This window comes from Actinoplanes sp. NPDC026670, from assembly GCF_040638175.1.
In the GTDB taxonomy this organism is placed as follows: domain Bacteria; phylum Actinomycetota; class Actinomycetes; order Mycobacteriales; family Micromonosporaceae; genus Actinoplanes.
The window spans coordinates 1-13714 of sequence record NZ_JBEZXU010000009.1 but is presented as its reverse complement, the minus strand read 5'-3'; the positions used below and the strand labels follow the sequence as shown (position 1 = coordinate 13714).

Here is a 13714-nt window from a genome sequence, read left to right as displayed (position 1 = left end):
GATGAGCTGCCACAATCGGTCCTCGTGAAGACGTTCGAAGAACTGTTTGCCGAGTTGCAAAGCAAAGCGGCGGACAAGACACCCGGTTCGGGCACCGTCGAGGCGCTCGAACGTGGAGTCCACTTCATCGGCAAGAAGGTCGTCGAGGAGGCGGCCGAGTCGTGGATGGCCGCCGAGCACGAGGGGCCGGAACGCGCTGCCGAGGAGATCTCCCAGCTGCTCTACCAGGCCCAGGTCCTGATGATCGCCACCGGACTGGAGCTCAAGGACGTCTACCGACATCTGTGACACGCGTCCACAAGACCCGTTCACACATTGAAGGAGCACGTCATGCTGCGTATCGCCATTCCGAACAAGGGCACCCTGTCCGCACCGGCGTCACAGATGTTGCGGGACGCGGGCTACCGCCAGCGCACCGACCCCAAAGATCTGATCTGCCGTGACGAAGCCAACAACGTCGAGTTCTTCTACCTGCGGCCCAAGGACATCGCGACCTACGTCGGTTCGGGTGACCTGGATCTCGGCATCACCGGCCGCGACCTGCTCGTCGACTCCGGGGTGCCGGCCACCGAGCTGCTCGACCTGAACTTCGGGCGGGCCACCTTCCGCTGGGCCGCCCCGGCCGGGACGCTGACCAGCGTCGACGAGATCGGCGGCCGCCGCATCGCCACCGCCTATCCCGGCGTGGTCGGGCGCTACCTGGCCGAGCACGAGCTCAAGGCGGACGTGGTGCGCCTCGACGGCGCGGTGGAGAACGCGGTCCGGCTCGGCGTCGCCGACCTGATCGCCGACGTGGTGGAGACCGGGGCGACGCTGCGCCAGGCGGGCCTGGTCACCATCGGCGACCCGATCATGCAGTCGTCGGCGATCCTGATCGGGCGCGAGGAGGAGACGCCGGCCGGCGCCTCCCAGCTGCTGCGGCGGCTGCACGGCGTGCTGGTCGCGAGAAACTTCGTGATGCTGGCGTACGACGTCCGCGCCGACCTGCTCGACCAGGCCACCAGCCTGACCCCCGGCATCGAGTCGCCCACCGTCTCCCCGCTGCACCGGGAGGGCTGGGTCGCCGTGCAGGCGATGGTCCAGCGCCTCGACGTGCACCGGGTCATGGACGAGCTGTACGACCTGGGCGCCCGCGCCATCCTCGTCACCGACATCGCGAACTGCAGGCTCTGATGACCGCTGTGCTGTTCCGTCCGAAGAAGATCCGCTGGGTCGCCGGTCCGCTGGCGGCGGGCATCACGCTGCTGTTCACTGTGCTCAGCTTCGGTCTGACCGGCTCGGCCGGCTTCCAGAACTCGAAGGCCAGTTTCCAGCGCGGCGACCAGCTCGCGATGATCGGGCTGGGCGTTCTGCTCGGTCTCGGCATTCTGCTGTTCTGCCGGCCGCGGGTGACCGCCGACGACGCCGGGGTGCGGGTGCGCAACGTGATCGGTGGTTACGACCTGCCCTGGTCGGTGGTGCGCGCTGTCCGGTTCGACCGGAATTCCGCGTGGGCGCACCTGGAGCTGGAGAACGACGACCAGGTCCCGGTGCACGCTTTGCAGGCTGTCGACAAGGACTACGCGCTCGACGGCGTACGCACCCTGAGGGCTCTTCATTCGGCTGCTCAGAGCGCCTGATAGGATTGCGGGCAGTCGACCACGCCCACCACTTGATGAGTGGGCGCGAAAGAGGAGCCCGCTGGTTCCCACCCGAGTCACAGCAGTGGCCGGGTCCGGTCTCCCTGACAGGGGAATATCTTCTGTTGGGTGCGCGTCCTCGTTGGGGCGCCGATGACCGGTCGAGCGGGCCCCGGCGTGCCCTCCTTCGGGAGAGCTGGCGGGGCCTTCTACTTTCCCGGCGTCCCACCTCGGGACACTCGGGGCCGACCGACATTGGCAACGCCCGGCCTACCTGGCCGGGTGAGGTATCAACTGAGGAGGCCCCATCAGCGTCGAACCACGCGTGAACGAACAGATCCGGGCTCGTGAGGTCCGTCTGGTCGGTCCGGAGGGTGAGCAGGTCGGCATCGTGCCGCTCGAGCGCGCTCTCCAACTGGCCGCGGATGTCGACCTGGACCTGGTCGAGGTTGCTCCGATGGCGCGGCCGCCGGTGTGCAAGCTCATGGACTTCGGCAAGTTCAAGTACGAGAGCGCACTCAAGGCCCGCGAAGCGCGGCGCAACCAGCAGCAGACCGTCATCAAGGAAATGAAGCTGCGGCCGAAGATCGACCCGCACGACTACGAGACCAAAAAGGGTCACGTGGTGCGGTTCCTCAAGGCGGGCGACAAGGTCAAGGTGACGATCATGTTCCGTGGTCGTGAGCAGAGCCGTCCCGAGCTGGGTTTCCGGCTCCTGCGCCGGCTCAGCGAGGAGATCTCGGAACTCGGCTTCGTCGAAGCCAGCCCGAAGCAGGACGGCCGGAACATGATCATGGTGCTTGCCCCTCACCGGGCCACCAAGGCTGCTGCCGTCGCTGCTGTCGCCGCCGGTGCCAAGCCCGCCCGTGAGCCGCGTGAGGGTGACGGCGCCGACGTAACGCCGGCAGCTCCTGCCGAGACCACCGCAGAGTAGTTCAGTCAGCTTTTCCCCGCGTCCCCCCGGCCGCGAGGAAAGATCAGAAAGAGGCGTCAAGTGCCGAAGATGAAGAGCCACACCGGCATGGGTAAGCGGGTGAAGGTCACCGGCAAGGGAAAGCTCGTCACCGAGCAGGCCGGTAAGCGTCACCTCCTGGAGCACAAGAGCTCCCGGGTCACCCGCCGGATGACCGGTACGGTCACCGTGGCCAAGGCCGACACCGCTCGTGTGAAGAAGCTTCTGGGCCGCTGACGCGCGCCTGACCCGGTTTTCCTGAAGGAGTAACTAGAAATGGCACGCGTCAAGCGGGCGGTAAACGCCCAGAAGAAGCGCCGCACCCTGCTCGAGACCGCGAGCGGCTACCGCGGTCAGCGCTCCCGCCTGTACCGCAAGGCCAAGGAGCAGGTGCTGCACTCGATGCAGTACTCGTACCGCGACCGTCGTGACCGCAAGGGCGACTTCCGCCAGCTGTGGATCACCCGTATCAACGCGGCGGCCCGGGCCAACGGCCTGACCTACAACCGCCTGATCCAGGGCCTGAAGCTGGCCGAGGTCGAGGTCGACCGCAAGATCCTGGCCGACCTCGCGGTCCACGACGCGGCTGCCTTCGCGGCCATCGTCGAGATCGCTCGTGCGGCCGTCGCGGCCGAGGGCACCGGCGGCGCCGCCGCGCAGGCTGCCTGAGATATCGCGTAGCACGTTCAGAAGCCTCCCGATCTTTTGGTCGGGAGGCTTCTTTGTGAGGAGACCATGTTCACGCCCCGTACCCCCCGCATCGTCGCCGCCCGCCGCCTCCAGCGCCGCCGGGACCGGGACCAGACCGGCCGCTTCCTGGCCGAGGGCCCGCAGGCCGTCCGCGAGGCGCTCGCCGCCGACGCGGTGATCGAGCTGTTCGCTACCCCGGCCGCGATCGACAGGCACGCCGACCTGGCCGCGCTGGCGCCGGAGCTGTCGCCGGTCACCGACGAGGCGCTGGCCGCGCTGGCCGAGACCGTCCAGCCGCAGGGCCTGGTCGCGGTCTGCGAACAGAACGACGTGCCGATCGGCGAGGCCCTGGCCAAGAACCCGCGGCTGGTCGCGGTGGTCGCCGAGATCCGGGACCCCGGCAACGCCGGGACCGTGCTGCGCACGGCGGATGCCGCAGGGGCGGGCGCGGTCATCTTCGCCGGCGACGCCGTCGATCCTTACAACGGCAAGTGTGTACGGTCGTCCGCCGGCTCACTGTTCCACGTGGACGTCGTCCGGTCCCCGCTCAGCGTCGTCGACCTGTTGCAGGACAACGGGTTGCAGGTGCTCGCGACCAGCGGCACCGGTGAGGACGACGTGGACTCCCTCCTCGACGGTGGTCAGCTTGCCGCCCGTACCGCATGGGTGTTCGGCTCTGAGGCCCATGGCCTGCCGTCGGACCTGTTGAAGGCCGCGGACCGGCGGGTCCGGGTGCCGATCTACGGCGGAGCCGAAAGCCTCAACCTCGCCGCGGCGGCCGCCGTGTGCCTATATGCCTCGGCCCGCGCGCAGCGCTGAGGGTATGCTGGGCCGCATGTCAGGTCTTTCGTTTATTCGGCCCGCTGGTCGCGGGCGCCGGATCTGACTCTTCTGCGCGTACCTTCCCGACCGGCGGGCTGCGGCCCAGCCGCGCCTCCGTAGACTGTTCCAGCTCTGTCGCCCTCGTGGTTTTCGCCGCGTCAGGTGCGACCGTTGGCAATCCGGTGTTGAGGGAGTTCGCCCAGCCATGTCCTACCGCAACGATCCGTACGATCCGAAGCAGGCCGTCCTGCTGGCGCCAGAGTCTCTGGAGAGCGCCGTGGCGGAGGCCGAGAAGGCGTTCGCCACCGCTGCCGACCTCGACGCGCTGCAGGCCCTGAAGCCGGCCCACCTCGGTGACCGCTCCCCGGTGTCGCTGGCCCGCCGTGAGATCGGCTCGCTGCCGCCGGCCGCGAAATCCGACGCCGGCAAGCGGGTCAACGTCGCCCGGCAGGCCGTGCAGGCCGCCTACGACTCCCGCCAGGCCGAGCTCGAGGCCGACCGTGCCGCCCGCGTCCTCGTCGAGGAGCGCGTCGACGTCACCCTGCCGTGGTCCCGCCGCCCGCGTGGCGCCCGGCACCCGCTGACCACGCTCATGGAGCACATGGGCGACATCTTCATCGGCATGGGCTACGAGATCGTCGACGGTCCCCAGCTGGAGCTGGAGTGGGCCAACTTCGACGCGCTCAACATCGGACCGGACAACCCGGTCCGCGGCGCGTCCGACACGTTCTTCGTCGACCTGCCCGGCCTGGTCATGCGCACCCACACGTCGCCCGGCCAGGTGCGCACCATGCTCGACCGGCAGCCGCCGATCTACGTGGTCAGCCCCGGTCGCGTCTACCGGACCGACGAGCTGGACGCCACCCACAGCCCGGTGTTCCACCAGATCGAGGGCCTGGTCATCGACGAGGGCATCACCATGGCGCACCTGCGCGGCACCCTCGACCACTTCGCGAAGGCGCTGTTCGGCCCGGACGCGAAGACCCGGTGGCGGCCGCACTACTTCCCCTTCACCGAGCCGTCCGCCGAGTTCGACGTGTGGTTCCCGCAGCACCGGGACGGCCCGCGCTGGGTCGAGTGGGGTGGCTGCGGCATGGTCAACCCGCGGGTCCTCACCGCGTGCGGCATCGACCCCGCGCGCTACAGCGGGTTCGCGTTCGGCATGGGTGTCGAGCGGACCCTGATGTTCCGTAACGGCGTCTCCGACATGCGCGACATGGTCGAGGGCGATGTGCGGTTCACCACGAACTTCGGAATGGAGTCCTGAAGTCATGAAGACGTCACTGTCGTGGCTGCGCGAGTACGTCGAGCTGCCCGCGGGGATCACGGCTTCGGAGCTGGACGCGGCGCTCACCAACCTCGGCATGGAGGTCGAGGGCATCGTCGACCAGGCCGGCACGATCCTCGGTGACCTGGTCGTCGGCCGGGTGCTGACGATCGAGGAGCTGACCGGTTTCAAGAAGCCGATCCGTTTCACCACCGTCGACGTCGGCAACCCGGAGCCGCAGGAGATCGTCTGCGGCGCCCGGAACTTCGCCGAGGGCGACCTCGTCGTGGTCATCCTGCCCGGCGGTGAGCTGCCGGGCGGGTTCAAGATCGGTGCGCGGAAGACCTACGGCCGCAACTCCAACGGCATGATCTGCTCGGCCGCCGAGCTCGGCCTGTCCGGGGACCACTCGGGCATCATCGTGCTGCCCGCCGGCTCCGCATCGCCGGGCGTCGACGCGCGGTCGATCGTGGGGCTGGACGACGTGTTGATCGAGGTCGAGATCACGCCGGACCGGGGCTACGAGATGAGCGTCCGGGGTATCGCGCGGGAGCTGGCCACCCACTTCGGGGTGGCTTTCACGGATCCCGCCGCCATCTCGGCTCCGGCTGGCACCACCGACGTCCCGTGGCCGATCACCATCGAGGACACCGTCGGCTGTGACCGGTTCGCGGCCCGCGTCGTCCGCGGTCTCGACCCGGACGCGCAGTCTCCGGAGTGGATGCAGCGTCGCCTGATCCAGGCCGGCATCCGGGCCATCTCGCTGCCCGTCGACATCACCAACTACCTGATGCTCGAATTCGGCCAGCCGATGCACGTCTTCGACCTGGACCGGCTCAACGGCGGCCTGCTCGTCCGGCGGGCCCGGGCCGGCGAGAAGCTGACCACCCTGGACGGTGTCGCGCGGGTGCTCGACGCCGAGGACATGGTGATCTGCGACGAGACCGGCCCGATCTCGCTCGCCGCCGTCATGGGCGGCGAGACCAGCGAGTGGCAGGAGGGCACCGTCAACGTGCTCCTCGAAGCCGCCCACTGGGACCCGGTCATGGTCGGCCGGACCGCACGGCGGCACAGGCTGTTCAGCGAGGCCGCCAAGCGCTGGGAGCGGGGCGTCGACCCGGCGCTGCCGCTCGCCGCGCTGCAGAAGGCCGTCGACATCCTGCTCGAGCACGCGGGCGGCGACGCCTCCCCGCTCGTGCTGGACATCGACAACGTGGTGGCGCCGGTCGCGCTCACGCTTCCGGCCGACGCGCCGTCCCGTCTCATCGGCCTGCCCTACACAGGCTCGCAGGCTGCTGACCTGCTGCGCAAGATCGGCTGCGAGGTCAGCGGCGACGAGGTGCTCAGCGTCGTGCCGCCGACCTGGCGTCCCGACCTGGTCGCCCCGATCGACCTGATCGAGGAGGTGGCGCGGCTCGGCGGCTACAACGAGATCCCGAGCGTGCTGCCGCCGGCCGGGGCCAGCCGTGGCCTCACCCCGGCGCAGAAGCAGCGCCGGTCGATCGGCCGTGCGCTCGCTGAGAACGGCTACGTCGAGGTGCTGTCGTACCCGTTCGTGTCGCCGGGCACCGCCGACACCCTCGGCCTGCCCCCGGCTGACCCGCGTCGCAGCGCGGTCCGGCTCACCAACCCGCTGTCCGAGGAGGAGCCGCTGCTGCGTACCACGCTGCTCGGCCCGCTGCTCGGCACGCTCAAGCGGAACCTCGGCCGGGGCCGCCGGGACGTGGCGCTCTTCGAGGCCGGCACGGTGTTCCTGCCGCACCTGACCTCGACCGCCCCGCCGGTGCTGGGTGTGGACCGTCGCCCGGCCAACGCCGAGTGGGCCGCCGCCAACGCGATCGTCCCGGAGCAGCCGTGGCACCTCGCGGTGGCGCTCGCCGGCGACCTCGAGCCGGCCGGCTGGTGGGGCGCCGGACGGGCCGCGACGTGGGCGGACGCCATCGAGGCGGCGCGTGTCGCGATCTCGGCGGCGGGCATCGCCGAGGACCGGGTCACGGTACGGGCCGCCGAGCACGCGCCGTGGCATCCGGGCCGGTGCGCCGCCGTCCTGGTCGACGGCGCCGTGGTCGGTCACGCCGGCGAACTGCACCCTGCGGTGCTGGCCGCCCTCGACCTGCCGAAGCGGACGTCGGCCGCCGAGATCAGCCTGGACGCGCTGCCGGCCGCCCCGGTCGTGGACGCCCCGAAGATCTCGACGTTCCCGCCCGCGCTGATCGACGTGGCCCTGGTCCTGGACCGTGCGGTGCCGGCGGCGGAGGTGCAGGCGGCCCTGGCCGAAGGTGCGGGGACGCTGCTGGAGTCGGTGTCGCTCTTCGACGTGTACGAGTCGTCGCAGCTGGGGGAGGACAAGCGGTCGCTGGCCTACAAGCTGACGTTCCGCGCCCCGGACCGCACGCTCACCTCGGAGGAGACCATCGCGGCCCGCGACGCCGCGGTGGCCGTGACGTCGTCCCGGTTCGGCGCCACGCTGCGCGGCGCCTAGTCTCTCCCGTTGGAAAGCCGGGCCGGTGGGGATCCACCGGCCCGGCTTTGTCATGAGACCTCGCCGGTGAGGTAGCGCTGGACGGTCGGGGCCAGCCAGGCCACGGCCTCCTCCGGGGTCAGGCCCACCACCGGGGGTAGCCGGAGGATGTAGCGGCACAGCGCGAAACCCAGCATCTGCGTGGCGATCAGGCCGGCCCGGGTGGCGGCCTGTGCGGGATCCGGGGCGAGCCGGGCGGCGACCGGGCCGACCTGCTGAGCGAAGACCGAGCGCATCCGCTCGGCCGCGGCCTCCTTGGTGACGGCCGTCCGCAGCAGGGCCATCAGCGTCTCGTCGTGCTCCCAGCGGTGCAGGAAGTGCCGGACCAGCGCCGCGCCGATCCGGTCCGGCGGGGTGTCGCCCAGATCGGGCAGGCGCAGATCGAAATCGGCCGCGGCGGCGAAGAGCGCCTCCTTGTTGCCGTAGTAGCGCATCACCATCGACGGGTCGATCCGTGCGTCGGCGGCGATGGCGCGGATGGTGGCGCGCTCGAACCCGTCGGCGGCGAAGCGCTCCCGGGCGGCGACCAGGATGGCGGCCCGGGTGGCGTCGGAACGGCGTGCGGTCATGTCGGCCAGTTTATGCCAACACCTGTTTGCCAACAACTGTTGACTCGATCTTTCCGGCGTGCCTATGGTTGCCAACAGTTGTTGGCAAACGAGTGAGGAGCCGTCATGCACACCACCGTCGCGATCATCGGAGCCGGCCCGACCGGGCTCCTCCTCGCCGGAGACCTGGCCCGCGCCGGAATCCCGGTCACCCTCTTCGAACGCCGGTCGGAGACCTCCAACCTGACCCGGGCGTTCGGCGTCCACGCCCGTACCCTCGAGATGCTCGACGCCCGTGGCCTCGCCGACGAGATCCTGACCGGCGGGGCCAGAGTCGAGCGTCTGCGCCTGTTCGACCGGATCCGGCTGGACCTGACCGGGCTGCCGACCCGTTACCCGTTCCTGCTGATCACCCCGCAGTACCGGGTCGAGGCGGCCCTGGAGCAGCGGGCCCTGGCCGCCGGCGCCCGGATCGAGCGCGGCGCGAGCCTCGGCTCGCTGCGGCAGGACGGCGAGCGGGTCACCCTGGAGTTCGACGACCGCACCGTCACCGCCGACTGGGTCGTCGGCACCGACGGCGCCCACAGCACCGTCCGCCGCTCACTCGGCCTGCCCTTCCCCGGCCAGGCCGTGCTGACCTCGATCATGCTGGCCGACGTGCGCCTGGCCACGCCGCCCGGGGACACTCTCGCGGTCAACGCCGTCGGCGACGCGTTCGCCATGGTCGCGCCCTTCGGCGACGGGTGGTACCGGATCTTCGCCTGGGACCGCCGCCATCAGGTCACCGACGACGTCCCGGTCACACTCGACGAGATGCGCGAGGTCACCCGGCACGTCCACGGCACCGACTTCGGCATCACCGAGGCCCGCTGGCTGTCCCGATTCCACAGCGACGAACGGCAGGCCCCGCACTACCGGGTCGGCCGGGTGTTCCTGGCCGGCGACGCGGCCCACGTGCACTCACCGGCCGGTGGGCAGGGCATGAACACCGGCCTCCAGGACGCCGCGAACCTGTCCTGGAAACTCGCCGCCACCATCCGCGGCTGGGCGCCTGCCGGGCTCCTCGACTCCTACGAGGGCGAACGCCACCCGGTCGGCAAACTCGTGCTGCGCAGCAGTGGCGCCCTCATCCGGATGGCGATGATGCGGTCCGTGGTCGCCCGCCGCCTGCGGAACGCTCTCGGCGCGGCGCTGCTCGCCCTTCCGCCGGTCGTCCGCCGCGCCACCGGCGTCGTCTCCGGCATCGGCATCGGATACCCGGGCGCGCCGCGGGCCGGGGACGTCACCCTTCGCGGTGGCGGCCGCCTCTACGAGGCGTTGCGGTCCGGGCGGCACGTGCTGCTCACCCCCAAACCCTTCTCCGGGTACGGCGAACGCCTCGTCGTGGCAGCCCCTGAGGCGGACTCGACCGAAGCGGTGCTGGTCCGGCCGGACGGCTACGTGGCCTGGCGCGGTCCGGTCACCGGGGTGGCGGCGGCGCTGCCCGCTTTCCTCGGTCCCGAACCGGCCGCCCGTCCCGCCCGCGGCTGAGGTCGGGCGGCTGGTGTCGCCCGCAGACCACGATCCTTCCGGGCCGCCATCAGGGGTTTCTGCGCAGCAGGCGGCGACCGTGTGGCCGTTCGGCGGGGTCCAGCCGGGCACAGCCGGAGTCGATCAACTGCCAGTCGCCGGCGGCCAGCGCCGCGTCGATGCGGCCCCGCACCTCCTCGACCCGGTTCGGTTCGGTGGCGAACAGCACACGCAGCCGCAGACGGTCGTCGTCCGGTTCGTCCACCGGCGACGACGCGGTGTGGTGTGGCGCGAGCGGGCACGGCGGCTCATGCTCCCAGTGGCCACAGAGAGCGACGGTGATCGCGGCGCCGGGCGCGCCCGGATCGGTTCCGGGCGCGAGCACGATCGTCGCCTGATGCGCGTAGACCTGCCGCATCAGGGCAGCTTGAGGACGTCGGCGACGACCGCGCCGTCCGCCTCCAGCCGCACCGCCGCCGGACTGTCGTAGACGACGAGCACCCGATCGGTCCCGACCAGGCTCAGGCCCTCGGCATGGTCGTCACCCTCGCCATAGGTCAGCTCCAGCTCCCGGGTGATCAAATCGTGCCGCACGATCGTCGGCACCTCCGCCACGAACGCGTCGTGCCAGCGGTAGATGCGCACCGGCCCGTCCAGATCCATCGTCGGCCCGGCCAGCACCAGCAGGTCGTTCCCGGCCGGGCAGAGATCCCGGACACCGAGACCTTCAAGATCAAGGACATGTTTGCGGTACGGCAACCCGTCCTCGAACCTGTGCAGGCGCAGTCGTCCCGGCTCGTCGGCCAGCACGTACGGCCGCAGCTCGAGCACGAACGCCCACCCGCGCAGCACCGGCCCCCGCAGCCCGAGGAAGACCCGGTCCTCCCGCACCGCGATGCCCTCGATGTCCAGCCCGTTGTCCTTGCCCGGAATCGGCAGGAACGGCGCCAGATGCTCGTCGTCGCGCAGCAGCCGCCGCAGGTCGTCGCGGGCGCTCAGGCACGCGGCCCGGTGCGGCACCCCGTCGACGGTCAGCTCCCGCACCGGCGTCGGCACCCCGCCGACATCGGTGACCGGCAGCCGGACCAGGATCTGCCGGTTCTCCTGACCCTCGACCCGGGCCAGCCGGCGCAGCGCTTTCGGCCCCTCGTGACGGTCCTTGATCTGCTTGCGGCGCAGACTGTGCGAACCGACCGCCCAGAGGAAGTGGCCGGTGCGGGCCAGCCCCTCCACGTCCGCCTCCTCGTCGGCGTCGGCGCCGGGCAGATCGACGAAGTCGGCCAGCCGGAACCGTGCCTCCTGCCCGAACTCGACGGGCCGTTCCGCGTCGTCGGCGATCAGCCGCTCGATCGTCGCCGTCTCGTCGCCGGCGATCCAGAGCGCCCGGCCGTCGAGCCGGACCGCGGAGAGATTGGTGTGGGTGGCCGCGGCCTGGGACTCGTCGGAGAACCGCAGCCGCACCGTGTAGTCGACGGTCATGGCCACATCGTCGCACCGCAGTGCATCGGAGCAGGTCGAACATAGAGTCCTGTCACGATGGCCTTTCGGGTCGATCATGCCGCTCACGGCCGGTCCGTCCCGGACCGGCCGTTTCGCGTGCGGCGGCTACGACTCGCGGGAGATGTACAGGCGGTGCCCGGCTGGGAAGTAACCCACCCGTTCGTAGACCCGCCACGAGTCGTCGCCGGAGGCCTCCAGCCAGGCGACCTCCACACCACGGTCGAACAGCCGCCGGGTGACGCCCGCGCTGATCGCCGCGCCCAGCCCGCGCCGCCGGAACGGCTCGCGCACGGCGATCCCGGCGACCTCGCTGACCTTGTCGTTCGGCGGTGCGGCCTGGCCGCCGCCGACCCACTCGCCGTCGGCGGTGCGGACGCCGAGGACCACCCCGCCGCGCTCCTGGTTACGGCGCATCCGGGCGACCGCGACCTCGGACCGCTCGTCCGGCAGGTCGCCGAAGGCCTCGTTCTGCGCGGCGACGACTCCGGCCCGGTCCGGGTCCGTCGTCGGTTCCTCGAGGACCAGACCATCCGGTACGGCGTACTCGTTCAGCCGGTCCGGTGGGCAGATCAGGTACTGGTTGCGTTCCTCGACGGTGAACCCGGCCGCGAGCAGCAGATCCTCCAGTTCCGGGGCGCAACTGGTCACGTACTCCAGGCGGGGTTTGCGTCCTGCCCCGGCGAACGCGCTGATCAGATCAGCGACGTCGGCCGGGGTGATCGGGACGCCCGGCTGTGGCGAGGCGTAGTTGATGAAGGGGCTCTCAGTGTCCGGGTCGAGGCCGGCCACGAACGGGCCGATCTCGAGAACCTTCGGACGGGAACGGAGATTGGACACGACACAGCGCTGGATGCGCAGATCCATGATGAATTGAGCCTTTTCGAAAGAAATTCCTGCGGGTGGACATGTGACTACGCAGGACCGCCGCTGGCGGAAGAACGCTCAGCGACGGCCGACTGGCCGGGCGGCGATCACAGGCTTCACTTCTTTCGAACGCATCGAGTGTCGGACGGATCGTGCTCTGCCGCACGATCGCCCAGCGAGGTTTTCACGAACCCATCGCCGCGCGCAAGCCGGTTCGGCGCGGGGGCATCGGCGCGGGCCGGCCGCCTGCGCGGCCCGCGCCGATGGCTTCACTCTGGTCCATCGCGGACAGGAAGTCCATCGCCGTCTATGCGTGCGGGAGCCGTCCCGGATTTTGTCGGTGGGGGTCGTTAGGGTTCAGCCGTCGTCCTGGAACGAGACCTGGGGAGTGGCCCGGTGACCGAAGTGCTGAGCTCCGAGGCGTTCGCCGTGCCGTCGGCGTGGAAGCGGTTCGTGCTGCCCCGGCGGGGTGACGCGACCTCCGCCCCGAAACCACGAGCCGCCGACGTCAAGGCGGCCGGGGAGCTGCTGACCGCGTTCGACGGTGACGTGCGCACCGCGCTGCGCCACCGTCTGATCGCCGGCGACCTGGCCGAGGCCGGGCACGGTTACCTGGCCGCCGGCCCGGATGTCACCCCGCTCGGCGCGGCGGTGGTGGCGCGCGGCATCGGCGGCGCGCTGCCCTGGCTCCGGCGTGACGAGCTGACCGCCTTCGCCGACCTCTGGCGCGCCCGGCACGGCCTGGCGTTCGCCGCGGCCGCCACCGTCGAGCTGGCCGGCTTCTACCTCGGCTCCTCCCCGTCGGCGGCCGCGATCACCAGGTCCGTGCCCGACTCGGACGCCAACGGGTTCGGCACCCGGACCGCGATCCGGATGGCCTACCAGCTGCGCCGGGCGGTCGTGGCCGCGCCACCGGAGGAGTATGCGGCGGTGGTCACCGCGCTGGGCGGCTCGCGCGGCCCGGCGCTGGCACAGCAGGCGCTGGTGTCGGTGATCGCCCCGGACGAGGCGGCCTGGGCCGACGACATCTGCGCCCGGGTGTCCGCCCTGGGCGGCCGGGAGGCGCTGAAGGGCCTGCTGCTCACCGTCGTGTCGGCCGAGCCGCTCGCGTCCCGCCTGGCCGGGCAGTTGTCGGCCTGGGCGGTGCTCTCCGAGAGCGAGCGCATCTACACCTTCACCGCCACGCTCGGCCCGGCTGCGGCCCCGGCGCTGACCGGGTGGCTCGACGCGCCGGTCGTCGACGCGCAGGACCGGCGGAAACTGCTCGGCCTGCTGGCCGCGGTCGGCGGCGACGCGGCGCTCACCGCCCTGATCGAGCGGGCCGGCCGGCCGGACGTGCCGGGGCCCGAAATGCTCGGTGATATGGCGGCTGATGGCATCGGCGACCTCCTGGCGCTGCCCGTGCGACGGCACCAACCCGTC

At 71.0% G+C, this 13714-nt stretch carries 14 protein-coding genes and 1 pseudogene; 11 read left to right on the top strand and 4 right to left on the bottom strand.

All coding sequences use genetic code 11. From position 1 onward, the window contains the following. The first annotated feature begins 6 nt into the window (after positions 1 to 6). The 9 genes from AB0E94_RS11190 to pheT all read left to right on the top strand — a co-directional run bounded on the left by AB0E94_RS11190 (position 7) and on the right by pheT (position 7832). The gene (locus AB0E94_RS11190) at positions 7 to 288 is read left to right on the top strand and encodes a phosphoribosyl-ATP diphosphatase (RefSeq protein WP_236642898.1); all 282 of its coding nucleotides are present in this window, start codon (positions 7 to 9) and stop codon (positions 286 to 288) included. Between the two features lie 42 nt (positions 289 to 330). Next, complete coding sequence (hisG, locus tag AB0E94_RS11185) at positions 331 to 1173, top strand: ATP phosphoribosyltransferase (RefSeq protein ID WP_360325155.1); 843 nt, start codon at positions 331 to 333, stop codon at positions 1171 to 1173. Next, complete coding sequence (locus AB0E94_RS11180; RefSeq protein WP_360325152.1) at positions 1173 to 1619, top strand: PH domain-containing protein; 447 nt, start codon at positions 1173 to 1175, stop codon at positions 1617 to 1619. The genes hisG and AB0E94_RS11180 overlap by 1 nt, the downstream gene beginning before the upstream one ends. Positions 1620 to 1944: 325 nt before the next feature. Further along, complete coding sequence (gene infC, locus AB0E94_RS11175; protein ID WP_360325149.1) at positions 1945 to 2553, top strand: translation initiation factor IF-3; 609 nt, start codon at positions 1945 to 1947, stop codon at positions 2551 to 2553. A 60-nt stretch (positions 2554 to 2613) separates the two neighbouring features. After that, on the top strand, positions 2614 to 2808 hold the full coding sequence (gene rpmI / locus AB0E94_RS11170) for a 50S ribosomal protein L35 (protein ID WP_282764755.1): 195 nt from the start codon (positions 2614 to 2616) through the stop codon (positions 2806 to 2808). 39 nt (positions 2809 to 2847) lie between these two features. Continuing rightward, positions 2848 to 3240, top strand: a complete 393-nt coding sequence (gene rplT / locus AB0E94_RS11165; protein WP_093613778.1) for a 50S ribosomal protein L20 — start codon at positions 2848 to 2850, stop codon at positions 3238 to 3240. Positions 3241 to 3306: 66 nt separating this feature from the next. Continuing rightward, entirely contained in the window at positions 3307 to 4080 is a 774-nt protein-coding gene (locus AB0E94_RS11160) for an RNA methyltransferase (RefSeq protein ID WP_360325147.1), read from the top strand. Positions 4081 to 4288: 208 nt separating this feature from the next. Further along, entirely contained in the window at positions 4289 to 5350 is a 1062-nt protein-coding gene (pheS, locus tag AB0E94_RS11155; RefSeq protein WP_360325145.1) for a phenylalanine--tRNA ligase subunit alpha, read from the top strand. A gap of 4 nt (positions 5351 to 5354) precedes the next feature. After that, the gene (gene pheT, locus AB0E94_RS11150) at positions 5355 to 7832 is read left to right on the top strand and encodes a phenylalanine--tRNA ligase subunit beta (RefSeq protein WP_360325143.1); all 2478 of its coding nucleotides are present in this window, start codon (positions 5355 to 5357) and stop codon (positions 7830 to 7832) included. Positions 7833 to 7882: 50 nt separating this feature from the next. Here the strand turns inward: pheT and AB0E94_RS11145 are convergent, their stop codons facing one another. Further along, a complete protein-coding gene (locus AB0E94_RS11145) occupies positions 7883 to 8440 on the bottom strand; it encodes a TetR family transcriptional regulator (RefSeq protein ID WP_360325141.1) in 558 nt (185 codons plus the stop codon). 105 nt (positions 8441 to 8545) lie between these two features. On the opposite strand from AB0E94_RS11145, the gene AB0E94_RS11140 reads away from it, so the two are divergent. Beyond that, positions 8546 to 9949, top strand: coding sequence for an FAD-dependent monooxygenase (locus AB0E94_RS11140; RefSeq protein WP_360325138.1), 1404 nt, complete (start codon positions 8546 to 8548; stop codon positions 9947 to 9949). Positions 9950 to 9998: 49 nt separating this feature from the next. Here the strand turns inward: AB0E94_RS11140 and AB0E94_RS11135 are convergent, their stop codons facing one another. The 3 genes from AB0E94_RS11135 to AB0E94_RS11125 all read right to left on the bottom strand — a co-directional run bounded on the left by AB0E94_RS11135 (position 9999) and on the right by AB0E94_RS11125 (position 12292). Continuing rightward, positions 9999 to 10346, bottom strand: coding sequence for a hypothetical protein (locus AB0E94_RS11135; protein WP_360325135.1), 348 nt, complete (start codon positions 10344 to 10346; stop codon positions 9999 to 10001). After that, complete coding sequence (locus tag AB0E94_RS11130) at positions 10346 to 11407, bottom strand: DUF3616 domain-containing protein (RefSeq protein ID WP_360325132.1); 1062 nt, start codon at positions 11405 to 11407, stop codon at positions 10346 to 10348. The genes AB0E94_RS11135 and AB0E94_RS11130 overlap by 1 nt, the downstream gene beginning before the upstream one ends. A gap of 126 nt (positions 11408 to 11533) precedes the next feature. Next, positions 11534 to 12292: a GNAT family N-acetyltransferase gene (locus tag AB0E94_RS11125; RefSeq protein WP_360325129.1), complete on the bottom strand. Its 759-nt coding sequence runs from the start codon at positions 12290 to 12292 to the stop codon at positions 11534 to 11536. Between the two features lie 396 nt (positions 12293 to 12688). On the opposite strand from AB0E94_RS11125, the pseudogene AB0E94_RS11120 reads away from it, so the two are divergent. After that, a pseudogene (locus AB0E94_RS11120) lies at positions 12689 to 13714 on the top strand (hypothetical protein); the annotation flags it as partial.